The following is a 24,308-nucleotide window of genomic DNA, read 5'->3' on the forward strand; positions in this document are numbered from 1 at the left end:
ATGTTAAGTAGAACTGCCTCGGATCTGTATTGGATGTCGCGTTACCTGGAGCGGGCGGAAAACCTCGCACGGATGCTCGACATCAGTTATTCGCTGTCGCTGATGCCGCAGGACGGTCGCGGTGACGGTCTGCACGAACTGGCGATGCCGCTGTTGATTACTGGCACGCTTGACGATTATCTGGAGCGCCACGGCGAGCTGCATGCCGAACGCCTGCTGCATTTCTTCGCCCTCGATGCGGCCAACCCGGCGAGCATCTACAGTTGCCTCGGTTCCGCGCGGGCCAGTGCGCACGCGGTGCGCGGGCGCATCACTGCGGACATGTGGGAAAACATCAACGCCACATGGCTGGAGATTCGCGGGATCGCCGAGCAGGGCCTCAGCCGTTATGGCATGAGTCGTTTCTGCGAGTGGATCAAGGAGCGTTCGCACCTGTTTCGCGGTGCGTCTTACGGCACGATCATGCGTAACGATGCGTTTCGCTTTATTCGTCTAGGCACCTTTATCGAGCGCGCAGACAACACGCTGCGCCTGCTCGATGCGCGCTACGAAATGGCCGGTGATCAGGCCGAAGCTGTCAGTGACGGCACCGCCCACGCGTATTACCAGTGGAGTGCGTTGCTGCGAGCGTTGTCGTCATTCGAGGCCTACACCGAAATCTATCGCGACGCTCCCGGTGCCCGGCATGTCGCCGAGCTGCTGCTGTTGCGTGCCGACGTACCGCGTTCGCTGCGCGCCTGCACTGAGGAGATCGACCAGATTCTCGCGCAGTTGCCGGGGGCCAACGGTCGACCGGCACAGCGCTTGGCGGCAGAAATGGACGCGCGCTTGCGCTACACCGGCATCAACGAAATTCTCGAGGAAGGCCTGCACGCCTGGCTGACCGAATTCATCCCGCTGGTGCGCCAGTTGGGTAACGCCATTCACAGTTCCTACCTGGAGGCTGCATGAGACTTTCGATTAGCCACGAGACCACCTATCACTACGAAGATCAGGTGCGGGCGAGCATCCAGTACCTGCGCTTGACCCCACACGACAGCGAACGTCAACACGTGCTGAGTTGGCAGCTCGACCTGCCGCGTCCGGTGCGCGCGCAACTCGATCCGTTCGGCAACATCCTGCATGTGCTGACCATGGACGAGCCGCATGAAGCGATCATCATCGGTGCGCGTGGCCAGGTTGATATCGACGAATTGCGCGAGGCCGAACATGAGAGCCAATCGGCGCTGCCATTTTTGCGTTTTACCCGATTGACCGAGGCTGACGAAGCGCTACGTGGGTTTGCGGAAAAATCCTGCAAGCAACGCCGCGACCGCACGGCTTTTATTGATTTGATGCACGGTCTGAATCAGCACATGACGTATACGCCGGGCTCAACTGAAGTCGACACCAGCGCCATCGAGGCCTTCGCCGGACGTGCCGGTGTTTGTCAGGACCACACTCATGCGTTTCTGGCGTGCGCGCGCAGTCTGGGAATTCCGTCGCGCTATGTCTCGGGGTATCTGTACAGCGAAGATTGCGAACACCTGGCCAGCCATGCCTGGGCGGAAGCCTGGCTTGACGACGCCTGGTACAGCTTCGACGTGACCAACCAACTGGCGCGTCCGGAGCGACACCTGAAGTTGGCGGTGGGTCTGGATTATCTGGATGCCTGCCCGGTTCGCGGCATGCGCCGGGGCGGCGGGTGTGAGCAGATGCATGCGAAGGTGTTCGTGTCGCCGACTCCGGTGATTTCTGTCCAACAACAGTAATAGAGCAACAAACTAATCCTTGTGGGAGCGAGCTTGCTCGCGAAGGCGGCATTACATTCAAGATGTATGTAACTGGACGACCGCTTTCGCGAGCAAGCTCGCTCCCACAGTGGGAATTGCATCAAGGATTAACCTTGCGCCCAGCCATGTGCTGCAAATACCCGATCAACATCTGCAAATCCCCATCGGGCAGCACATCAGCAGAAAACCCCGGCATCTTCGCCTGCGGCCACTGGCGCAAGCTCTGCGGATCACGAATGTATCGCTTCAAGAAATCCGCGCCGAAATACTCGGTCGGGCTATACGGAGTATTCAGATCCGGCCCGAACTGCGCATCTCCTGCACCGTTAAAGCGATGACAGGCCAGACAGTTCTTCTGAAACAGCGCGAAACCCTGATTCACCGGGTCATCTGCTTTCAGTGCTGGGTCCGGCAGCAGGGCAGGGAAGCGCTCAGCCACCGGCGCCATGCGCTTGATGCTGGCCACCTCGAATGGCCACTGCTCCGGGCTGATATTGCCAGCCTGCGGATTGGTCCACACCAGATAGAACGGCCCGGCGCTGTGCTTGCCCGCTGACAACGGGGGCCACGGATGTGCGGGGTCTTCAATCGCCAGCCACGCCCGCGCGCCTTGGGTATTGAGCAGCGGCGCCGCTGCCAACTCGGCGGCAAAACCATCCAGCGCTACCGCTTGCAGATGGTCCTCAGGTTTGATTCCGCTCAGCAACGCCGCCACGGGCACGGCGCGATAGGTCATGTCCTTCTTGTAGGACACATCGTTTTTTACCGTGAGGGTTTGCACTTGAGGATGCTTGAGCAGCTCCTCGGTCTGCCAGATGCGGCTGTTTGCGCCCAGCTGTAAATCCAGCTGTGCGGCAGACAAAGGCATGCTTAGCAGCAAGGCGCCAAACACAATGAGCGCTTTCAAATGATCGCCGTCCATGTCGTGAAAAGTGCGCAGAGATTGGCACAGCCACGCTGGCCCGGGTAGCGGGCCAGTCACATTTTCCAGTGGCGATAACGGGTGTCTACCGCTTGAGTCAGCCGATCACCTTGGTCAAATTCGGCAAAATCAACAACAGCGTCGTGGCGAAAAGAATGAGCCCTGCTTGACGAACTTTCGGTTGTTTGAACATGGCTTGACCGCCTTTTTTGTTATTTCCTGATGCCTGCCTGCATATCCATAACGGCAAGCGATGCACTTCCTGTTGAAGAACGCCTGTCTCGGCAAAACCCGACGACCATGACGTACATGTTCTACCTTAGGGCCCGCGTCACGCATGGCTTAGATCCATTTCATATGGGCTTGCAGCTATCAGCGATTAAAAAGGCATGAGGCGCATTGCCAGTTCCGTTGCCGCCCGCTTGCTAGACAACTCGCTGACCTGAACCGGTTCACCCGATGTCTGATGACCGTCCGTCTGAGCGTGTGCGTCAACACCATTGAGCGCTGTGGTCATTGAATCCTTGAGCGCACGGGCCAAGAGTGGGAGCACAAGAATTCACTCACCGCACAGGTTCGAGGACGTCATGACCCAAGCTTTGATTTTCGATGCGTTACGCACGCCGCGCGGCAAAGGCAAGGCCGATGGTGCCCTGCACAGCGTCAAACCGGTGAACCTGATGGCCGGGTTGCTGACTGCGCTGCAACAGCGCACGTCGCTGGACACCAGCCAGGTCGATGACGTGGTGCTGGGCTGCGTCACGCCGATTGGCGATCAAGGCTCGGACATCGCCAAGACCGCGGTGCAAGTGGCCGATTGGGACGTCAGCGTGGCAGGCGTGCAGATCAACCGCTTCTGCGCCTCGGGGCTGGAAGCGGTGAACCTCGGCGCGATGAAAGTGCGTTCGGGGTTCGAAGATCTGGTGGTGGTCGGCGGCGTCGAGTCGATGTCCCGCGTGCCAATGGGCAGCGATGGCGGCGCCTGGGCGCTGGATCCGCAGACAAACCTGCACGGCCACTTCACCCCTCAAGGGGTCGGCGCCGACCTGATCGCCACCCTCGAAGGCTTCAGTCGTCAGGACGTCGATGCCTACGCGCTGCACTCGCAACAGAAAGCCGCGCGGGCGCGGGCCGATGGCTCGTTCAACAAGTCACTGGTGCCGGTGCAGGATCAGAACGGCATCGTCCTGCTTGATCACGATGAGTTCATTCGGGCCGAGTCGACCCTGGAGGGTTTGGGCAAACTCAAGCCGAGTTTCGAAATGATGGGGCAGATGGGCTTCGATGCGACGGCGCTGCGGGTTTACAGCCATGTCGAACGGATCAATCACGTACACACACCTGGCAACAGTTCCGGGATCGTCGATGGCGCGGCGCTGATGCTGATCGGTTCCGAAGCCAAGGGCCGGGCGCTGGGCTTGCAGCCACGGGCGCGGATTGTCGCCACGGCAGTGACCAGCACCGATCCGACCATCATGCTCACCGGCCCCGCGCCAGCCACCCGCAAGGCGCTGGCGAAGGCCGGCCTGCGCGTGGAAGACATCGACTTGTTCGAGGTCAACGAAGCGTTTGCTTCGGTGGTGTTGAAGTTCATCAAGGACATGGCCGTCGATCCAGACAAGGTAAACGTCAACGGCGGCTCCATCGCCATGGGTCATCCGCTCGGCGCCACCGGTTGCGCGATCCTCGGCACCTTGCTCGATGAACTGGAAGCCCGGCGCCTGCGCTATGGCCTGGCGACGCTGTGCGTCGGCGGCGGCATGGGCATTGCCACCATCATCGAACGCCTCTGAGCCCAGAATTCAAGGAACCTTGTTATGAGCGAAGCCATTCGTTACGAAAAAGTTCAGGACGGCATTGTCGTCCTCACCATCGACATGCCGGGCCAGAGCGCCAACACCATGAACGCCGTGTACCGCGAGGCGATGGCCGCCTGCGTCGCTCGTCTTGTGGCTGAAAAAGACAACATTGCCGGGGTCATCATCACGTCCGCGAAGAAGACCTTCTTTGCCGGCGGCGACCTGAATGAGTTGATAAAGGTTGGCAAGCCTGAAGCCAAAGCTTTTTACGACATGGTGCTGACCCTCAAAGCGCAATTGCGCACCCTGGAAACCCTCGGCAAACCGGTGGTCGCGGCCATCAATGGCGCGGCGCTCGGCGGCGGTTGGGAAATCTGTCTGGCCTGCCATCACCGGGTCGCACTGGACGATGCGTCGGTGCAGCTCGGTCTGCCGGAAGTGACTCTCGGCCTGTTGCCGGGCGGTGGCGGAGTGGTGCGCATGGTGCGCATGCTCGGGATTGAGAAGGCGCTGCCGTATTTGCTCGAAGGCAAAAAGGTCCGTCCGCAACAGGCGTTGCAGGCTGGTTTGATCGATGAGTTGGCGGCCGATCGCGATGAACTGCTGGCCAAGGCGCGTGCCTGGATCGTTGCCAATCCGACGGCGGTGCAACGTTGGGATGTGAAGGGTTATCAGATTCCTGGCGGCACGCCGTCGAATCCGAAAGTTGCGCAGATGTTGGCGATTGCGCCGTCGATCCTGCGCACCAAGACCCAAGGCACGTTGCCGGCGCCAGAGAAAATTCTGTGTGCGGCGGTGGAAGGCGCGCAGGTGGATTTCGACACGGCGCACCTGATTGAAACCCGCTACTTCACGGAATTGACCACCGGCCAGATCTCGAAAAATCTGATTGGCACGTTCTGGTTTCAGCTTAACGAAATCAACGCCGGTGGCTCGCGGCCGCAGGGCTTTGCGCCATTTGTTACGCGCAAGGTCGGCGTGCTCGGCGCCGGGATGATGGGCGCGGGGATTGCTTTTGTCAGCGCATCGGCGGGTATCGATGTCGTACTCAAGGACATCAACCTTGCTGCTGCCGAAAAGGGCAAAGCGCATTCGGCGGCGTTGCTGGACAAGAAAGTCTCCCGTGGCCAAATGGATGCGGCGCAGCGTGAGGCAGTGCTGGCGCGGATTCATCCCAGCGAAAACGATGCTGATTTGTCCGGTTGCGATCTGATCATCGAGGCGGTTTTTGAAGATCGCGACCTCAAGGCGAAGGTCTCTTCGGCGGCACAGAAAGTGGTCGGCGCCGACGTGGTGATTGCTTCCAATACCTCGACTTTACCTATCACCGGGCTGGCGACGGCGGTGCCTGATCAAAGCAAATTCATCGGCCTGCATTTCTTCAGCCCGGTGGAAAAAATGCCGCTGGTGGAAATCATCAAAGGCGCGAAAACCAGCGACGAAACCCTTGCTCGCGGGTTCGACTTCGTCCTGCAAATCAAGAAAACGCCGATCGTGGTCAACGACAGTCGCGGATTCTTCACCTCGCGGGTGTTCGGCACGTTCACCAATGAAGGCATCGCCATGCTCGGTGAGGGCGTAAGTGCGCCGATGATCGAAACCGAAGCGCGCAAAGCCGGGATGCCGGTCGGGCCTCTGGCAATCTCCGACGAAGTTTCCCTCAGCCTGATGAGCCATATCCGCAAGCAAACCGCCAAGGACCTACAAGCAGAAGGGAAACCGCTGATTGAGCACCCGGCATTCGCCGTGATTGACTTGCTGCTCAACGAATACAAGCGTCCGGGCAAAGCGGCAGGTGGCGGTTTCTACGAGTACCCGGCTGGCGGCCAGAAACATTTGTGGTCTGAATTGAAGACACACTTCGAGAAGGCTGACGGGCAGATTTCGCCAAAGGACGTGCGTGACAGGTTGCTGTTCGTGCAAGCCATCGAAACCGTGCGCTGTGTGGAGGAGGGCGTGCTCACCTCGACGGCGGATGCCAACGTCGGCTCGATCTTCGGTATCGGTTTTGCGGCATGGACCGGCGGTGCGTTGCAGTTCATCAACCAGTACGGGGTAAAGGATTTTGTCGCCCGCGCGCAGTATCTGGCCGAACAGTATGGCGAGCGTTTCGCGCCGCCAGCGCTGCTGTTGGATAAAGCGGCAAAAGGTGAAATGTTCTAACGGCGAAGAGCATTCCGGGGCTTGCCTTGCCAGGGTGTTTCAAGGCAGGCTCTGGGGTGTTCATTATTCCCATCATGTGTCAGGTATTTTTTATGTCGCTACGCATCTGCATTCTGGAAACCGACATCCTGCGTCCGGAACTGGTCGATCAATATCAGGGTTACGGGCAGATGTTCCAGCGCCTGTTCTCGCAGCAACCGATTGCCGCCGAGTTCACTGTGTACAACGTGATGCAGGGTGAATACCCGAGCGATGACCTGACGTTCGATGCGTATCTGGTCACTGGCAGCAAGGCCGATTCGTTCGGTACCGACCCGTGGATCCAGACCCTCAAGGAATACCTGCTGACCCGTTACGGGCGTGGCGACAAACTGCTCGGCGTGTGCTTCGGTCATCAACTGCTGGCGCTGTTGCTGGGCGGCAAGAGTGAACGCGCCACGCAAGGCTGGGGCGTCGGCACCCACAACTACAAACTGGCGGCCAAGGCACCGTGGATGAGCCCGGTGCGTGAAGAGCTGACGCTGCTGATCAGCCATCAGGATCAGGTAACCGCACTACCGGAAAACGCTACGGTGATCGCTTCCAGTGATTTCTGCCCGTTCGCGGCTTATCACATCAATGACCAAGTGCTGTGCTTTCAGGGACATCCGGAATTCATTCACGACTATTCGCGCGCATTGCTGGAGTTGCGTCAGGAAGCCTTGGGTACGCAGATTTACAGCAAAGGCGTGGCCAGCCTGGAGCTGGAACACCATGGCGCTACGGTCGCGGAATGGATGATGCGGTTTGTGGCGCACAAGCCAGAAACTGTTTAAAGCTAAAAGCATCGCCAGCAGGCTGGCTCCCACAGTGAATCTGCGTTGTTGCACAGACCTATGTGGGAGCCAGCCTGCTGGCGATTATTCCAGACAACTCGGTTCCTGCTACAACCACCCGGATTTCTTGAAACTCGCCCACAAACTCACACACCCCACCGTGATAAAACTCAAAACGCCAAAATAGCCGTAATGCCAGGTCAGCTCCGGCATGTTCTGGAAATTCATCCCGTAAATCCCCGCCACTGCCGTCGGAAACGCCAGAATCGCCGCCCATGCGGCAAACTTGCGCTGCACCACACTCTGCCGTGACGCTTCCAGCAGCACACCAATCTCGATGGTCTGGCTGGCGATGTCGGCCAGTGTGGAGAGGTCTTCCATTTGCCGCGTTACATGGATCTGCACATCGCGGAAATACGGGCGCATGTTCTTGTCGATGAACGGGAAGCTCAGCTTCTGCAATTCCTCGCTGATCTCCACCATCGGCGCCGCATACCGGCGCAGGCGCACCACATCGCGGCGCAGGCCGTGCAGTTTCTGGATGTCGTGTTCGTTCAACGCACTGCACAGCACGTTGCGTTCCAGCTCATCAATCTCGGCGTGGATCGCTTCGCCCACGGGCTGATAGTTTTCGATGACAAAGTCGAGCAGCGCATAAAGTACGAAATCTTCCCCATGCTCCAGCAACAGCGGACGCGCCTCACAGCGTTGGCGGACATGGGCGTAGGACGCCGAGTGGCCGTTGCGCGCGGTAATGATGTAGCCCTTGCCGGCGAAGATATGGGTTTCGATGAACTGCAGAATGCCGTTTTCGCGGATGGGCGAGTAGGTGACGATAAACAAAGCGTCGCCAAAGGTTTCCAGCTTCGGTCGACTGTGTTTTTCCAAGGCATCTTCGATGGCCAATTCGTGCAAGTTGAACTGGCGTTGCAAATTGGACAGCTCCTGAGCGTCCGGCTCTTCCAGGCCGATCCATACAAAATGACCGGTCTTCGCGGCCCAGGCCGCGCCTTCATCAAGGGAAATATTGGTGACTTTCTTACCCTCGCTGTACACCGCAGCAGCAACAACTCGACCCATGGTGGTGATTCACTTCTTCTTGGCTGATAACAGGGAATTCAAGGCCTAAGCTTAGCCGTGTCGCTGCTTGAGAGTCAGTGAAATCTGCACAGTTCACCCGGCAAAAGAAAACCCGCACAGGGCGGGTTTGCTTTTCAGGTGGCTTGCAGTTGCCGATCCATCGTTTCGATGCACTCGCGCATCTGCTCGCGGCATTGCTCAATGAGCATGGGCATGTCGTCCATGGTCAGCCCGGCAGTAGGAATTGCCGGCAACGAGCGTATGAGAATTTCCCCACTGCGCCAACGGTTCAGGCGCATGTGCTTGACGTAGCTGCTGACGCACACTGGAACGATCGGCACACCGGCAGCAATCGCCATCTGGAACGCGCCTTTCTTGAACGCCAGCAGCTCTTCGCCGAGGTTGCGCGTGCCTTCAGGGAATACCCAGATCGAGGTCTTTTCATTCTGCAGAGTATTGGTGGTGGTGAGCATCGACTGGCGCGCTTTCTGCGCGTTCCCACGGTCGATCAACACATTGCCCGCCAGCCAGAACAATTGCCCGAACAGTGGCACCCATTTCAGGCTCTTCTTGCCGATGCACACGGTGCGGCGCGGTACCACGTTGCCGAACACGAACAGATCATAGTTGGACTGGTGGTTGGCGATGATCACGCAACTGTCGGGCTTGTTTATCAAGCTGCTGACGTCGGATTTCACTCGCAGACGCAAAATACACATCGCCGGCAGAGCGTAGAAGCGGGCGCACAGACGGCTGTTGTCAGGATTGAATGGACGACATAACCCGAGGATCACCCCAAGCACACCCGCCAGAATAAAGTGCATGCCCATCAACAACATACGAAACACGAACAGCATTTTCAGGCCCCACCGGCACAAAAGGTGGCGCAGTGTACGGATGTGCACTGTTTTCGGCAATTGCCTCTATAGAGTCCGGAGATAGCCGATGTTTAAGCGCATGTTTCCGATTGGGTTGTCAGACGCGTCCTAGAGCAGCCACGGCTTACTCAACCGAGCGCGCAAGAAAAAGCCCGACACGATGGTCGGGCTTTTCTTTATCGCGTGAGCCGGGCTTAACCCAGATGCTCCTGATCCTGGACGATCGCGTTATCCAGGGTTTCCAGCAGCGCCCTACGCACCTTTAGCTTGGTGTTCTTATGCGCGGTCATGTTGATCTTCTTCAACTGACGCGCGACGGCGAGGGCGGCGCCTTGCAGTTCTTCGGCAGAAACCACCTTGTCGAGGAAACCGGCATCCACAGCGCTCTGCGGATCGAACATCTCGCCGTTGATCACCGAGCGGTGGAACGCTGTGCGACGCAGACGATCACGCGCCAGCTCGATACCGGCGTGGTGCATGGTCATGCCGATCTGTACTTCGTTCAGACCAATGCTGAACGGGCCATCGACACCGATGCGGTAATCGGCAGACAACAGAATGAACGCGCCTTTGGCCACGGCATGACCCGGGCAAGCAACGATCACCGGGAACGGGTGAGAGAGCAAGCGACGGGCCAACGTCGAGCCCGCGGTGACCAGCGCCACGGCTTCTTTCGGGCCGGCGGTCATCACTTTCAGATCATAGCCGCCGGACAAAATGCCTGGCTGACCGGTGATGATCACGATGGCACGATCAGTCACTGCCTGATCCAGCGCCGCGTTGAACGCTGCAATCACGTCCGGGGAAATGGCATTGACCTTGCCGTTGCTCAAGGTCAGGGTCGCGATACCGTCTTCGAGGTGGTAGGAAATCAACTCACTCATGACGCTATTCCTTGTAAGAAAGATGGGCAGACGTTACCCACCACCGCAGGCCAGGTAAAGCGCCGTGACTGACCCGCCAGTCACCGTTTCCCGGTGTAGCCAGCGTGGTGAGCCATTCTGCTTCTATATAGAAGGGAAGCAGTCACCGGAGATTGGCCGGTTTGCCATGGCCCGCCGGGCAGGAAATCCACTTTTTCTCTTAACCGCATGAAAATTCTGAAAAAAGTTTGCCATCAGAAAAGCTTTCGACTACATTAGCGCGCCTCGACAGACAGAACATGTTTGAAGAGATACGGTGAAGTGTCCGAGTGGCTTAAGGAGCACGCCTGGAAAGTGTGTATACAGGAAACTGTATCGAGAGTTCGAATCTCTCCTTCACCGCCACATTCAGTAAACACAAACCCCCGATTTTCCTAGAGAAAGTCGGGGGTTTGTGGTTTTTGGCGTCTGAAAAAGGGTGATATGGGATCGACAGGAGTATGCGATTCCGGCCAAGTCTCGGGTTTCCATGCCTTTAGGGGGCCGGGCGCGAATAATCAGCATGTCCAACCACCATTCATTCACCCAAAATCATAGAGGAAGTAGTCGCTATTTTGCGGCTTTCACAATCTTTGGTTTGGGGCTGGGTGTGACGGCTTTCACCACATCATTAATCGTCGCGCTTGCCTGCGAAAAGCACGTAAGTCGTGCTTCCTTACGCAATTCGCGGATTTTGCCTACAACCTGCATCCGAGTCACTCGATATTCTGATTGCCGAGCCAAACAGACGGTGGGGCTTTGATACAAAAAACGCCACTTCCCGGCCCGGGTGGTGGCGTTCTTTTTATCGAAGGCTTGCTTCACGTAGCTGCGGTCGGACCGCGGGTACCAAATTTTTTCGCGGTATCATGATATAATACCATGAACAATAAACAGCTCAGTACGCTCAAAGCCATATTCTCCAAGCCTGTACCCAGCTCACTGGAATGGTCTCGAATCGAGGCCTTTTTTGGTGCAGCGGGTGCCCAGACTATCGAAGGCAATGGATCCCGAGTGCGTTTTGAATTGAATGGTGTGGTCGCTACCTTCCATCGACCCCACCCAGACAAAGAAGCAAAGCCCTATCAAGTGCGTGACGCGCGGGCTTTCCTTGAGCAAGCAGGAGTCATCCCGTGAACGTAATGAACTACAACGGCTATGCCGCCCGAATTGAATACAGTGACGAAGACGGCCTTTTCGTTGGCCACATCGCGGGCATCAAAGATGTCGTCGGATTTCACGGTGAGTCAGTCGCAGAACTGCGCAAGGCCTTTCATGAGGCTGTTTCTGACTACCTCGAAACCTGCGCCAAGCTGGGTCGCGCACCACAAAAACCCTACTCGGGTAATCTCAGCCTGCGCTTGGCGCCGGCACTCCATGCAACAGTCGCGGTGAAGGCACAGCTAGCGCATAAGAGCATCAATCAATGGGTAGCAGACGTTCTTGATCGTGAGGCGCACGCCTAGAATTATTTCTAGCGAGCGAGTTGTCCGTTTCAGGAGAGACGCCACGCGTAGATCAGTTGTTTCAAGTACCCGCTTCAGCTACGGCTGGAGCGGTTTTTTTTCACCTCATAAAACTGCCCCAGGGCGTCCTCGCGTCTTTCGTCGGTTACTCTCTCGGGCGCCGGCGGGGAGGACGTCGACTGAGCAGAGGTTATGTACGCCGCTTTGGCGCACGTCTTCGAATTACTGGGCGTGAGGAAATCGATCGGTAAGCTCAGCCCGGTTGATGGGGGTGCGTTCAACTTGCCAGGCGCATCACTTCCGTACGTCGGCCCAACACCCGTACTGATCTTGATTAAGACAAATCCTATGTGATGGGCATGCCTCGATAAATACCATTGTGTTCCAGCTGTTTAAATTCTCTTTCTGGTACACATCGTGGCAAAGCTTACATTAACCCTGTTGATCACTTATTTATTTTCCGACTACCTGTTTGCGTCAACGAAGCACAAGGAAAGTATAAATACGTCATACATGGGTCACGCTTCAAGTTTAGGTCTGGATAACGCCAGGCGTGTCGACAATGTTATCGGTCGCGCCCATGAACTCATTGGCACGCCCTACCGTTGGGGAGGCGCCTCTGTCAGCAAAGGTTTTGATTGCAGTGGTTTACTGGTTTATCTTTTTCGCAGTGAAGCGGGGATTAGTATTCCGCGGACCACAACCTCGATGTTGTCGTCCAAGGCCAAAACGGTTTCTCGGCACAACCTGAAAACCGGCGACGCGGTGTTTTTCAAACACAATGGTCGCAGCCGCATGAACCATGTCGGCATCTATATTGGTAATGATCGGTTTATCCACTCTCCCCGGACAGGGAAAAGCATTCGTATTGACTCGCTGTCCAATAATTACTGGGATAAAAGTTACCATACCGCTAAACGGTTTCATTAATTACCGTTCTCTGCGTGACCCCTGTGACGGGGCGTCATCTTTCGAGTGCTCCGGTCAAGATCGTTCTGGTTCAAGCGCGAGGTTCTACCCCCTTGCCTGAACCAGGTTCACAGGAATGAGATTGTCACTGAGCGGCAGGTGTTTGTTTGTCGAATACGCGTGCTGCCAATGCCCCCAGTACACCGCCCGCAATCGGCGCGACCCAGAACAGCCAGAGTTGTTCCAGATAGACCATACCCGCAAACAGAGCAGGCCCCGTGCTTCGAGCAGGATTGACCGAGGTATTGGTCACGGGTATCGATATCAAGTGAATGAGCGTCAAGGCAAGCCCGATGGAAATAGGCGCAAATCCTGCTATTGCGCCCGGGGCGGTGACTCTCATGATAATAAACACAAAGAAAAACGTTGCGATAACTTCGGTTACAAGTGCCGCGAACAGGCTATAACCACCAGGGCTGAGTGACGCATAGCCGTTAGCTGCAAACCCACCCGTGGTGAACTCGGGCTTACCACTGGCAATGAGATAAAGCGCGGCCGCCGCAGCAATGGCACCGACGACTTGGGCGCCAATGTAGGGAAGGATATCGTGTGCGGGAAAGCGACGACCCACCCACAGACCGATGGTGACGGCAGGATTGAAGTGCCCACCGGATATGGACCCTACTGCGTAGGCCATGGTTAGCACGGTCAGACCAAAGGCCAGTGCCACCCCCGCGAATCCGATCCCCAGCATTGGAAATCCGGCGGCAAGCAGGGCGCTCCCACAGCCCCCGAAAGTCAGCCAGAAAGTCCCCAAAAACTCAGCGAAGATTTTTTTTTGCATCGTTATTTCCTCTGGTTGAACAACTACAACTTAGTGCGTGGTTTATGACCAGATCGGCCATTGCATTGGCGATGGTTTCTGAGGGCTTCTCTATGCTTCAAGGTGCTCATAGATTGGCTGTTTCGAGTCTAGTCGATAATATGAATGCAGTGTGTCGTCTGCATATTGAGTGGATAACTTGGTAGGCGTTTGAGTCAGCCTCGCTCGCAGATATTAATTGTTCGGCACGCGCGATTTTATGCTTGGCTGTCTGCCAAAACGCTTCGAGTAGCAGGTTTACCTGAATAGATGAAGAGTGGTGCCGACGTTCTGGGGTACGTTCGGCCAGCCGTGCAACGCATGCGAGTTACGCTTTAATTGTTGGCAAGTGACTGGCTATTGATCGCGTATGTGTTTTTTAGCCAAGCCACTTTTTTCAAACATTTCCACGGCGATGGTGGGTCAATGCGGGCCATGAAGTCTGCGATGAGTTCGTCATCGGGGACGGTAGTAATCTGGGTAAGGTGTATCTTGGTTGAGAGCGGTGAAGTCATTATCAGCGGCGATTGTTGACTGCTGTAGAGCAGCGTGTGGTCGATGTTTTCGAGTATCTGACAAGTAGCAGTCAAGTTGTTATCAGCTTCCCGTATCAGATCCCTGTTCGCGATCAGCACATCAAACGTGATCTGGAAAGCGTCACTTAAACTCGCTAATTCTGTGCAGCACTCAACCGGCAGTATTCTGTAGTAGCCGAGCCTGTTGAGGGACTTTTCAATCTGGATCCGCCTGGACAGGTGGGCGTCTGCAATGATGATTCGCAGTTCTTTATTGGGCATGATTATTTATCCGTGAAGAGGCGGGTGTTCAGCCCTGAATGACAGTGACAACGCGTTGTGGAAAGGGGATTCCTATGCCTTGCTGTCCCAGCGCATCGCGCGCTTTCTCATTGAACAGAAACATCAGGTCCCAATAGTCGGCGTTGTCCGCCCACACCCGCAGTGACAACGTCACAGCGCTTTCGCCCAAGGCCGTCACGACCACCAGAGGGGCGGGGTCTGGATGAATTCTTGCGTCCTGACACAATCCCAACAGAACGTGCCGTGCGGTATCCAGGTTGGTGCTGTAATCCACACCCACGTCGAACACGACTTTACGAAGTGGTTCGCTGGAAAAATTCACAATAACGCCATTGGACAAACTCCCGTTGGGGACAACGACGCGTTTGTTGTCAGGAGTAAGAATGACCGTGTGGAAAATAAGAATGGCATCAACGGTGCCATAGATCTCCTGGACTTCAATCGTGTCGCCCGCCTTGAATGGGCGAAACAGCAGGATCAGAACGCCACCGGCAAAATTGGAAAGGCTGCCTTGTAGCGCGAGACCAATCGCCAAACCGGCCGCGCCGAGGGCAGCGACAAAACTGGTGGTTTGCACACCGATCATCGACGCGACACTGATGATCAGCATGATCTTGAGTGCGATATTGACCAGACTACCGACAAAACCCTGCAAGGTTTTATCGACGCTGCGTTTGCCCAGTACGGTACCGATCCGCCGGGTCACCGTGCTGATCAGCCACCAACCCACCGCCAGTGTCGTGATGGCCAGTGCCACGTTGGCGCCGTACTCCAGGACAACCGGCAGCCACGTTTCGGTATGGGCAATCAGTTGATTGATATCCAGATCCATTTATCACCTCGTTCTACAACCGCGCCGCTGCATCCCAGGGATGCAGCGAGCAGGTTATTCAGTCGTCCAGATGGGCGGCCAGCGCTTGCACGCGGAGCAGGTCGCCTTTGGCGGCTTTGGTGACGCCGGCACCGTATTCCGGGTCGGCCTTGTAGAGAAATGACAGGATGCGGTGTTTACTCACATCGTCAGCACTGGCCAGCGAGCCGCCGAAGCTGTTGATCAGGTCCTGGCGCTCTTTACTGCTGAACGAGCGATACAGTTCTCCCGCTTGCTTGAAGTTCTGCTCTCGCTGGATTTTTACCTGTTGAGTGCTTCCGGACAGGGTGAGTGAGCTGTAGCGAGCAGTGGGGGTTTCTTTGCGCGGCAGCAATCGGCTGGGTTGGTAGTTGACGCCGGCCGTGGTGCTGGCCGAATTCATTGCGCCATCCTGATTACCGTTGTCGACTGCGTTTTTCGAGGCATTGATCGGCAGTTGCATGGCGTTGCTGCCCAGGCGATACATCTGCGTATCGGCGTAGGAAAACAGTCGTCCTTGCAACAATCGATCTTCCGACGGCTCTATGCCGGGAATCAAATTGGAAGGGGCCATGGCCACCTGCTCGGTTTCCAGAAAAACGTTGGCCGGGTTGCGGTTGAGCACCATCTGTCCAACTTTGCGCATGGCCACGTCAGGCCAAACCTTCGTGGCGTCCAGCGGGTCGAAGTCATAATTGTCCAGCGCGTCGGGCTTGAGCACTTGCACGTACAAATCCCACTTCGGGAAATTGCCCTTGCTGATATTGGCGACCAGATCCTGAGTCATGTGGCTGTAGTCGGCGCCTTGCACGCTGGCCACATCTTTAGGCGACAGGTTGCGAGTGCCTTGCAGGCTCTTCCAGTGAAACTTGACGTAATGCACGTCGTTCTTGGCGTTGACAAACTTGTAGGCATGTACGCCGTTGCCATCCATTTCCCGGTAGCTGGCGGGAATGCCGGCGTTGGAATACAGCTCGGTCAAGGTGCGGGTGGCTTCGGGGACGTGGGAGAAGAAATCAAAGCGCCGGGAATCGTCGTCCAGGTTGGTGCGTGGGTCCGGTTTGAACGCGTGAACCATGTCCGGGAATTTGATCGCGTCGCGGATGAAAAAGGTCGGGAAGTTATTGCCCACCAGATCCCAGTTGCCATCGGCGGTGTAGAACTTGGTGGCGAAGCCGCGAGGGTCGCGCAGGGTTTCCGGCGAGTGATTGCCGTGGACCACCGATGAGAAACGCACGAACACCGGGGTGACTGTGCCCGAGGTGAAAACCCCGGCCTTGGTCAGGTCGCTCAAGGTGTCAGTGGCGGTGAACACGCCGTGGGCACCTGTGCCGCGCGCATGCACTACGCGTTCCGGGATGCGTTCGCGGTCGAAGCGTTGGAGTTTCTGGATCAACTGCACATCTTGTAGCAACACCGGGCCATTGGGGCCGGCAGTTTGCGAGTTCTGATTGTCACCGACGGCCGCGCCGTTGTCTCGCGTCAGGTCGGCCGCCTGGATGGAAAAGGGCAGGGCGCTGGTGGTAACCAGGCACAGTAATCGCAATGGGGACAATAAATTCAGACGAGAGTTGGCCGACATATAAGGCTCCAGAAGTGTTTGCAGAAGAAACAGTCGTGAACCCGAGGAAGTTTCGCCGAGATCAGTGGCAGCAGCTTGTCCGCCAAATAATGACTGTGCTTCCAGCATCAACCAGAACGGTGTGCGGTTAATGTAAGAATGGTCTCAAATTGAGTGATCTAATGTAGGTCAGTTTTTTATGCGTGTATGAGACGGTTCTTAAAGCATAACGATGTTTGCATGATTACTCTCGTCTGCTCTCAACGGGCATTGATTTAAACCTGAGCGTTACAATGTTTGGATTTTGCAATTAGCAAAGGTTTGAGATTTGTCTTAAAAATTAACGGGTCGTTTCTCTCGTGAGTCTGAGCGGCCTATGCTTGCCCGATAAGGATGCAATTGAATCCACGGGATAAAGAGGTAGCGAATGTCGAGCTTGATCAGAGTCGGTGTGCTCGATGAACAGGAAGTGGTGCGTTATGGTCTGCACTGGCACTTGGCGGATCAGCCGGGTATCTCAGTGGCGGGTACTTACAGCCGGGCCAGTGATGCGTTGTCTGCCGCCGAGCATGGGAATATCGATCTTTTATTGATGGGCTATGTGCTTCAAGACAGTAATGGCCAGCACTTGATCAAAACCATGGTGGCCCACCACCCGGAAATTCGCATACTCGTTTTTCTTGCCGAGCCGTGTGTGGCGACGGCGACGTTGCTGCTCTCTATAGGGGGCCACGGTATCGTCTGTAAGCGTGAACCACTCGAGGTGTGCGTTTATGCCATTCGTTTATTAGCAACTGGCCAGCATTATCAGTGTGCCAGCATCGCGATGGCTGAAGATCCGGTTGTGCCAGATGCACCCATTGACATAGGCGAAGCCGAAGTTGCGTTGCTCTCCCATCCTGGGTTGTCTCGGCGCGAAAGGGAGGTGCTGAGCCTGTGCATCAGTGGCCTGACGGTGACACGTATTGCCGAAATATCCGAGCGAAGCTTGAAAACGGTGAGTACTCAGAAACTGGCGGCTTACCGCAAGCTTGGGGTGAAAAACGATATGGATTTGTTCAGAAGACTGTCGCGGCTGGGAGCTTGATGGGTTACGCGCTTGATCAATCGCCCGGATAATGCTGGCTTTAAAGCCTGCCTAAGGAACGGATCGCAATGCTCGAAACAAACCGGACTGCCCGCCGAGCGGTAAACATCAAGGTTTTCGCCTTGGTGCTGATGATTCCTCTGGTGCCTTCGATTCTTGCGCTGCCGTATCCGTTGGGGGCCGTCTTCGGCCTGGTTTGCGTTGTCGCCTCCCTCTACGGGGCTGCTGTGGCAGTGCGCCATGGTTCGCGCAAACTGGCGACCGTGGCGGTCAGCATCGCAGTGCTGAACACGCTTTCTTTCTTTCTGCTGTCCTCATCTTCTTTCCTGATGGGGCTTTATTCCCTCGCCTACGTGTTTGCTCCTTCACTCATTCCATTCGGGTAAGCAGATTTCTCCGCCGCCAAACCCTTGTGGGGCAAGCTTGCTTGCCCTGGCGACGGCTCAACTTGCCCCAAGCGTGAATACCTGTCGCTCAATGCGGCACATAGAAAACATGCTGGCCAATCGTGGCGGTCTTCTTCAATGAATGACGCCAGACAGGACGTACCTCGCGGGCATGAAAGTGCGTTGCACCGTCGGTCATGTCCTCGTGATGGCCGGCGATGACCCGGTTCGCGACCCGCTTGGCTTTGGCCCAGGCCGCAGGTTCCTGAGGGGTGTGGTCGTTTGCGCGATGGGTCCAGGAAAATTGCTTCCTTTCATACACCACCTGGCAAATGTTGGCGCTCTGCCAGTTGGCGTGGTTCATCGTCACCATGGCGACAGCGATCTGCCCATCAAGCGGTTCGCCGCGGGCCTCGTGGTAAATGTTGAGTGCCAGGCACATCAATGCATTTTGCAGTGGCATAAGAACTCTCTGATCGTAATGGGGAATCCACTCGGACTCAGGGCGCGCAGGGTCTACAGACAATGGCTGGCGGCGCGCGTCGCCATAGAGTCTGTAGATAGAGTCATAACGCAGCCATGGGACATGTCTCAAATACGCGGCAAGGTTTTAGTTCATGTAATAAATGCAACGGGCCGATAGTTTTTGGGACAAGTCTCAAAGACGTCGCAGGTCTTGTTGTCCATGATTGAGTTGTCCCAGGGAGGGGACGCCTACTGTCCGTTTCACGTGTGAAGAGTCTTGTTTTACCTGCCAGGGGTAAAGCTGACTTTAAGTTGCTGATGTTTTAAGCCCGCCTTGTGCGGGCTTTTTTTTTGAGTTCAAAACATCTCCGTGAGTAAAACGCACGCCACAGCACAGTTCCGGGTTTTGAGACAGTTCTTATATTGCCTAAAAGCCAATTTAAGGAGAATTCCTACATCCCAAGAATTCCTTGAACAGGAGTGGCTTGGTTGATTAACCAGCGAGCCGGATTAACCGGTGTAACGACCAACCTGACTAATTAAAGGCAGAACACGTGAACGCTAACGCAGTCAATGTTGCCGTAGTAGACGGCAAAACGATTACCCAAACGGTGGAACTTTCCACCGTCAAAAATGGCCAGCCAATCCGTATCAAAGCGGTACAAGGCGGCCACTACATCCTGGGTGAAGGTGAAAAAGGCATCGCGCCGGAAAACATCACCATCAAGCGTGTGGGCAAAGACCTGCACGTCGCCCTGGAAGGCAGTGATCCGGATCAACCACAGCTGATCATCGAAGACTTCGAAGGCAGTGGCGGCCAGTTGGTGGGTATCGCTGAAGACGGCTCTTACTACCCTTACATCTCCTCCGACGCCGAACAGGACCGCTCTGCTGCTTTCCTCATCGAAGGCGTTGACGCACCGCAAGTACTGGGCTCCCAGGAACTGGCCGGTTTTGGCAATGGCCTGGTGGCCGGCAGTGGCATCGGCTGGTTCTGGCCGGCCCTGTTGGGTCTGGGCGCGCTGGGTTTGCTGGGCGGTATCTACGCCGCCACCCGTGACGATGACAAAGATAACAACCACAACGTGGTTGCTCCCGCTCCCAACACGCCTTTCGTGGGCGGCGCCACCGATAACGTCGGCGATGAGCAAGGTCCGATCACCAAGGGTGGTTCTACCGATGACACCACTCCGACCTTCACTGGCACGGGTACCCCCGGCAACACCATCATTATCAGAGACAACGGCAAGCCGATTGGCGAAGCTATCGTGGGTGACGATGGCAAGTGGTCCTTCACCCCGACCACGCCGCTGCCTGAGGGCTCGCACTCGATTATCGTGGTCGAAAAAGACAAGGACGGTAACATCAGCAAGCCGTCCGATGAGTTCGATTTCATCGTCGACATCACCGCACCGGGCAAGTCCTCGATTGACGGGATCACCGACGACTTCGGTCCTCAGCACGGTGAGATTGCGCGAAATGGCTTGACCGACGACAACACCCCGACTCTTAGGGGTAAGGCCGAGCCGGGCTCCACACTCGAAATCTACGCCAACGGCATAAAAATCGGCGAAACCACCGTCAATCCTGATGGCAGCTGGTCGTACACCCCATCGCCGGCCCTGGCCGATGGCACTTACGAATTCACCACCGTTGCCAAGGATGCAGCCGGTAACGTGGGCCTGCCATCGGACCCGTACATCATCATCGTTGACACCGACGGCCCGGGCAAACCCGGCATCGGCACTGGCGGTATCGAAGAAGCGCTCGACAACGTTGGCACCATCATTGGCGACATCGGCAACGGCGGCGTGACTGACGACGACACCCCGACCTTCAGTGGCGGCGGTCTGAACCCAGGCGACAAGGTCACCATCATTGATGGTGGTGTTGTCATCGGCGAAGTCATCGTGGGCGAAGACGGTCGCTGGGAGTTCACTCCAGACCCGGCGCTGTCTGAAGGGCCGCACCCGATCACCGTTGTCGTCACCGACCCGCTGGATCGCGTCAGCGAACCGTCCGATCCGTACATCGTGATCGTTGACAAGACCCCGCCGGCCAAGCCCGGTGCTGGCACCGGCGGCATCGAAGAAGCCATCGACAACGTGGGCCCGATCACGGGCGACATCGGCAATGGCGGCACCACGGATGATGGCACCCCGACCATCGGCGGCGTTGGCCTGGTGCCAGGCGATAAAGTCACCATCATCGATGGCGGCGTAGTCATCGGCGAAACCATCGTCAAGGACGATGGCAGCTGGGAATTCACGCCGAACCCGGCACTGGTCGATGGCCCGCACCCGATCACCGTGATCGTGACTGATCCAGCGGGCAACGCGAGCGAGCCGTCCGACCCTTACATCATTATTGTCGACACGCTTGCTCCACCAGCGCCAACCATCGACAGCGTGATCGATGATCAGGGCGCAACCACTGGCCCGATCAATCCTGGCGATACCACGGACGATGCCCAGCCGGTCATCAGCGGTACCGCCGAGGCCGGCAGCACCGTCATCATCTACGATAACGGCGTCGAAATCGGCCGCACCACCGCCAACCCGGACCGTAGCTGGAACTTCACTCCGGTACCACCGCTGCTCAATGGTCCGCACGATCTCACCGCGAAGGCTGAGGATACCGCCGGTAATATCAGTGATCCGTCGAACAACGTCGACTTCGATCTGGTGGCTGGTGGTTCGCCACCCGCACCGGCCATTACCGGTGTTACCGATGACGTGGCTGACGATCTGGGCAACATCATGCCGGGCGAGAGCACCAACGATACCCAACCTGAGGTCACCGGCACCGCAGCGCATCCTTCGACCGTCACCCTCTACGCCAATGGTGTTGCAGTCGGTACGGCCAATACTATTGATGCATCGGGTCGCTGGAGCATTATTCCGAACCCGCCGCTCCCTGAGGGCCTGACCAACCTGACCGCCACCGCCACCAACGCGGCCGGCAATGAAAGTGCTCCGACCGGCGAATATCCGATCAATGTCGACACCACGCCCCCAGCCGCGGCCGATGCCAGCGTGCTGGAAGATAATGTCGGGCCGATCACTGATCCGATTACCAGTGGTGATACCACCGATGACAACACCCCGACATTCAGCGGCACGGCTGAGCCCAACACCACGCTGATCATTTATGACAACGGTGTCGAGATCGGTCGTGTACCGGTGGATGGCAGTGGTAACTGGAACTTCACACCGGCGCCGCCGTTGACCGATGGCGCCCACAGCTTCAGCACCGAAGTCGTCGACAACGCAGGCAACCGCAGCCCGCAAAGCACACCGATCGATTTCACCGTCGATACCAGTGCCGTGGCTATCAGCATCGAGCAAGTGCTGGACAACGTGGGGCCGAACCAGGATCCGCTGGCCAGCGGCAGTGTTACCGATGACTCCACGCCAACCCTGACCGGCCAAGCGACTCCGGGCTCGACGGTCAACATCTACCTTGATGGTGTATTGCATCAGGCCGGCGTGCCAGTCAGTGCCCTTGGGCGGTGGGAGTACACCTTTGCCCCGCCGTTGGCCGAAGGCAACTATGTCTTCAACGCCAGCGTTGTGACCCCGGCCGGTGGTGAAAGCCCGTTGACGGGCGACTTCAATCTGGAAGTCGACCTGACGCCTTCGGCCGCACCGACTATCGACGAGATCCGCGACGATGTGGGCGCTATTCAGGACCCACTGGCTGACGGTGCCACCACCGACGATACAACGCCGACCCTGGCTGGTACCGGTGTGGCGGGTGACACCATCATCATCCGCAACAATGGCGTTGAAATCGGTCGCGCAACCGTTCAACCGGATAACAGTTGGAGCTTCACGCCGAACCCGCCGCTGAACAATGGTTCGACCAACGAGTTCGACGTTATTGCTCAGGACCCGGCCGGCAACCAGAGTGCACCGTCTGCGCCTTGGACCATCATCATCGACACCGACGCCCCGACCACCTCGGCGGTTGTCGAGAGCATGGGCAAAGACAGCGGCACCGACAGCGGTGACTTTGTCACTAACGACGGCAGTGCCGGGCGTTTGATTCAGGGTTCGTTGACGGCGGCGTTGGTAGCTGGCGAGAAAGTGCAGGTGTCCACCGACGGTGGCGCGACCTGGCTCGATGTGCTGATAAATGCTGATGATACTTGGAACTTCATCGATAAGAGCAGCCATGCCGGCGACTGGACTATTCAGACCCGCGTCGTGGATGCGGCGGGGAATAATAATACCACCAGTCAGAGCGTTAGCTTGGATAGCGTTGCGCCAGCTACGCCAAATTCGGTATTCCGGAATGGCGACTTTATCGAAGTTGAATTTGATTCAACAAATCTGTCGGTTGGCGACAAAGTCAATGTGCTAATTGGTGAGTACAGGTTTGACTATGAATTGACAGAGGCTGATTTAGTTGCCGGCGAAGTAAGTCTAGCGATACCTGCAGATATAATCGCAGAAGTTGGTGCGAGTGTTACCTACGGTGCGGCCATAGTCGATCAAACAGGAAACGTTTCCAGCTACTTATCCAGGATAATACTCGAAGAGGATTTTTCAACTGCTACGCCTGTGAATTTGGCTGTAAATGAAAGCGCCAGTACAGGTATCTTGACATTGACAAACGATGGGGGCAGCGTTAGTGCCGGATGGCCTACAGGGTTTGTGGACGGAGCAAGTCATAGCTCCCGTCATGGTGTGGGGATTTTAGCTCAGAGTGATTTTACTGTCGCTCTTGATGGGGGAGCTACAGCTACCAGGGTTAGGTTCAATATGCTCGACTCTCAAGCTCCTCATACTATTATATTTTATAATGATGCTGGCGACGTGGTTCATACCCATACGACTACGCAATGGAATGCTGGCGCTCCATCTGAATTCCTTATAGAAATTGATATGCCTCCTGGGATTTCTTTTTCTAGCTTTCAGTGGGATATGTCTCTTATTTTAGGTGTTACCGACTCAATCGTTATTGATAATTTAAGTTTCGAAAATTCTGGATTTGAAGTTTCTCCGCTGGCTAATCAGGAAGTCAATAATGGTGGTGGAACATATTTTGGCGGTGGGGAAAATAATGTTTTCTCAATTTCTGATGTTTCGAATTTGAATAACTTATCTGGTATCAAGGGAAACGCTGGTGTTGATACCTTGTCCCTCACCGGCGCCGATCAAGCTCTCGATCTGGGCGCCATCGCCGGCAAACTGGAATCGATCGAAATCATCGACCTCACCGGCACCGGCAACAACACGTTGAACCTGTCCTTGGGCGACGTGCTGGAACTGGGCGAAGGCTCGCTGTTCACCACGGACGAGACCGTACAGATGGTCGTCAAAGGCAACGCCGGCGACGTGGTCAATCTGGACGATTTGCTGGGCGACGGCACCGATCCGGGTGACTGGGCAGGCATGGGTCAGGTCACGGTCGAGGGTGTGACGTACAACGTGTTCCAACACTCGAACCTCGATGCTCAGTTGCTGGTTCAGGACGGGGTCACTACCAACCTGGTGTAAACGCGAAGGCCGTGCGCAGGCTCTGCTTGTGTACGGCTCGCGCTGCCAATCGGTTGGTTCGTGCCAGCC

At 56.5% G+C, this 24,308-nt stretch carries 20 protein-coding genes and 1 tRNA gene; 12 read left to right on the plus strand and 9 right to left on the minus strand.

From position 1 onward, the window contains the following. The gene (locus ACIQVE_RS12275) at positions 1-951 is read left to right on the plus strand and encodes an alpha-E domain-containing protein (RefSeq protein WP_402808353.1); all 951 of its coding nucleotides are present in this window, start codon (positions 1-3) and stop codon (positions 949-951) included. Further along, positions 948-1,751 (plus strand): transglutaminase N-terminal domain-containing protein, encoded by an 804-nt coding sequence (locus tag ACIQVE_RS12280; RefSeq protein WP_402808355.1) that lies wholly within the window; start codon positions 948-950, stop codon positions 1,749-1,751. Before ACIQVE_RS12275 ends, ACIQVE_RS12280 begins: the two co-directional genes overlap by 4 nt. A gap of 121 nt (positions 1,752-1,872) precedes the next feature. Here the strand turns inward: ACIQVE_RS12280 and ACIQVE_RS12285 are convergent, their stop codons facing one another. Continuing rightward, complete coding sequence (locus ACIQVE_RS12285; RefSeq protein ID WP_402808444.1) at positions 1,873-2,694, minus strand: c-type cytochrome; 822 nt, start codon at positions 2,692-2,694, stop codon at positions 1,873-1,875. Positions 2,695-3,281: 587 nt separating this feature from the next. Here ACIQVE_RS12285 and ACIQVE_RS12290 point away from each other — a divergent pair. The 3 genes from ACIQVE_RS12290 to ACIQVE_RS12300 all read left to right on the plus strand — a co-directional run bounded on the left by ACIQVE_RS12290 (position 3,282) and on the right by ACIQVE_RS12300 (position 7,471). Continuing rightward, entirely contained in the window at positions 3,282-4,487 is a 1,206-nt protein-coding gene (locus tag ACIQVE_RS12290) for an acetyl-CoA C-acetyltransferase (protein WP_402808358.1), read from the plus strand. Positions 4,488-4,511: 24 nt separating this feature from the next. Further along, entirely contained in the window at positions 4,512-6,656 is a 2,145-nt protein-coding gene (locus ACIQVE_RS12295; RefSeq protein WP_402808361.1) for a 3-hydroxyacyl-CoA dehydrogenase NAD-binding domain-containing protein, read from the plus strand. A gap of 92 nt (positions 6,657-6,748) precedes the next feature. After that, positions 6,749-7,471 carry an amidotransferase gene (locus tag ACIQVE_RS12300; RefSeq protein ID WP_402808364.1) on the plus strand — a complete coding sequence of 241 codons (723 nt, stop codon included), beginning with the start codon at positions 6,749-6,751 and terminating at the stop codon, positions 7,469-7,471. Positions 7,472-7,579: 108 nt separating this feature from the next. On the opposite strand, the gene ACIQVE_RS12305 is transcribed toward ACIQVE_RS12300, so the two are convergent. The 3 genes from ACIQVE_RS12305 to ACIQVE_RS12315 all read right to left on the minus strand — a co-directional run bounded on the left by ACIQVE_RS12305 (position 7,580) and on the right by ACIQVE_RS12315 (position 10,313). Beyond that, on the minus strand, positions 7,580-8,551 hold the full coding sequence (locus ACIQVE_RS12305; protein ID WP_402808367.1) for a magnesium and cobalt transport protein CorA: 972 nt from the start codon (positions 8,549-8,551) through the stop codon (positions 7,580-7,582). 134 nt (positions 8,552-8,685) lie between these two features. After that, a complete protein-coding gene (locus ACIQVE_RS12310; RefSeq protein ID WP_402808369.1) occupies positions 8,686-9,408 on the minus strand; it encodes a 1-acylglycerol-3-phosphate O-acyltransferase in 723 nt (240 codons plus the stop codon). 215 nt (positions 9,409-9,623) lie between these two features. Continuing rightward, entirely contained in the window at positions 9,624-10,313 is a 690-nt protein-coding gene (locus tag ACIQVE_RS12315) for a crotonase/enoyl-CoA hydratase family protein (protein WP_402808371.1), read from the minus strand. 294 nt (positions 10,314-10,607) lie between these two features. Between ACIQVE_RS12315 and ACIQVE_RS12320 the strand changes: the two genes are divergently transcribed. The 4 genes from ACIQVE_RS12320 (at position 10,608) to ACIQVE_RS12335 (ending at position 12,727) form a co-directional block, all read left to right on the plus strand. Next, positions 10,608-10,697, plus strand: a tRNA-Ser gene (locus tag ACIQVE_RS12320). A 516-nt stretch (positions 10,698-11,213) separates the two neighbouring features. Next, positions 11,214-11,468, plus strand: coding sequence for a type II toxin-antitoxin system HicA family toxin (locus ACIQVE_RS12325; protein WP_402808374.1), 255 nt, complete (start codon positions 11,214-11,216; stop codon positions 11,466-11,468). Further along, positions 11,465-11,797: a type II toxin-antitoxin system HicB family antitoxin gene (locus ACIQVE_RS12330; protein ID WP_402808376.1), complete on the plus strand. Its 333-nt coding sequence runs from the start codon at positions 11,465-11,467 to the stop codon at positions 11,795-11,797. The genes ACIQVE_RS12325 and ACIQVE_RS12330 overlap by 4 nt, the downstream gene beginning before the upstream one ends. Before the next feature lie 513 nt (positions 11,798-12,310). After that, entirely contained in the window at positions 12,311-12,727 is a 417-nt protein-coding gene (locus ACIQVE_RS12335; protein WP_402808446.1) for a C40 family peptidase, read from the plus strand. A gap of 124 nt (positions 12,728-12,851) precedes the next feature. On the opposite strand, the gene aqpZ is transcribed toward ACIQVE_RS12335, so the two are convergent. The 4 genes from aqpZ to ACIQVE_RS12355 form a co-directional block, all read right to left on the minus strand. Beyond that, a complete protein-coding gene (gene aqpZ, locus ACIQVE_RS12340; RefSeq protein ID WP_402808378.1) occupies positions 12,852-13,550 on the minus strand; it encodes an aquaporin Z in 699 nt (232 codons plus the stop codon). A gap of 353 nt (positions 13,551-13,903) precedes the next feature. Next, positions 13,904-14,365 carry a histidine kinase gene (locus ACIQVE_RS12345; protein WP_402808379.1) on the minus strand — a complete coding sequence of 154 codons (462 nt, stop codon included), beginning with the start codon at positions 14,363-14,365 and terminating at the stop codon, positions 13,904-13,906. 28 nt (positions 14,366-14,393) lie between these two features. Continuing rightward, on the minus strand, positions 14,394-15,218 hold the full coding sequence (locus ACIQVE_RS12350) for a mechanosensitive ion channel family protein (RefSeq protein ID WP_402808382.1): 825 nt from the start codon (positions 15,216-15,218) through the stop codon (positions 14,394-14,396). A 58-nt stretch (positions 15,219-15,276) separates the two neighbouring features. Then, positions 15,277-16,818 (minus strand): catalase, encoded by a 1,542-nt coding sequence (locus tag ACIQVE_RS12355; protein ID WP_402808384.1) that lies wholly within the window; start codon positions 16,816-16,818, stop codon positions 15,277-15,279. A gap of 406 nt (positions 16,819-17,224) precedes the next feature. On the opposite strand from ACIQVE_RS12355, the gene ACIQVE_RS12360 reads away from it, so the two are divergent. Beyond that, positions 17,225-17,884 (plus strand): LuxR C-terminal-related transcriptional regulator, encoded by a 660-nt coding sequence (locus ACIQVE_RS12360; RefSeq protein WP_402808386.1) that lies wholly within the window; start codon positions 17,225-17,227, stop codon positions 17,882-17,884. Between the two features lie 68 nt (positions 17,885-17,952). After that, positions 17,953-18,270, plus strand: a complete 318-nt coding sequence (locus ACIQVE_RS12365; protein WP_402808388.1) for a hypothetical protein — start codon at positions 17,953-17,955, stop codon at positions 18,268-18,270. 88 nt (positions 18,271-18,358) lie between these two features. Here ACIQVE_RS12365 and ACIQVE_RS12370 read toward each other — a convergent pair whose 3' ends face one another. Continuing rightward, positions 18,359-18,733 carry a cell wall hydrolase gene (locus ACIQVE_RS12370; RefSeq protein WP_402808391.1) on the minus strand — a complete coding sequence of 125 codons (375 nt, stop codon included), beginning with the start codon at positions 18,731-18,733 and terminating at the stop codon, positions 18,359-18,361. Positions 18,734-19,289: 556 nt separating this feature from the next. On the opposite strand from ACIQVE_RS12370, the gene ACIQVE_RS12375 reads away from it, so the two are divergent. Beyond that, the gene (locus ACIQVE_RS12375; protein WP_402808394.1) at positions 19,290-24,239 is read left to right on the plus strand and encodes an Ig-like domain-containing protein; all 4,950 of its coding nucleotides are present in this window, start codon (positions 19,290-19,292) and stop codon (positions 24,237-24,239) included. The last annotated feature ends 69 nt before the right edge of the window (positions 24,240-24,308 follow it).

Source organism: Pseudomonas sp. NPDC098747 (assembly GCF_044760045.1).
In the GTDB taxonomy this organism is placed as follows: Bacteria; Pseudomonadota; Gammaproteobacteria; order Pseudomonadales; family Pseudomonadaceae; genus Aquipseudomonas.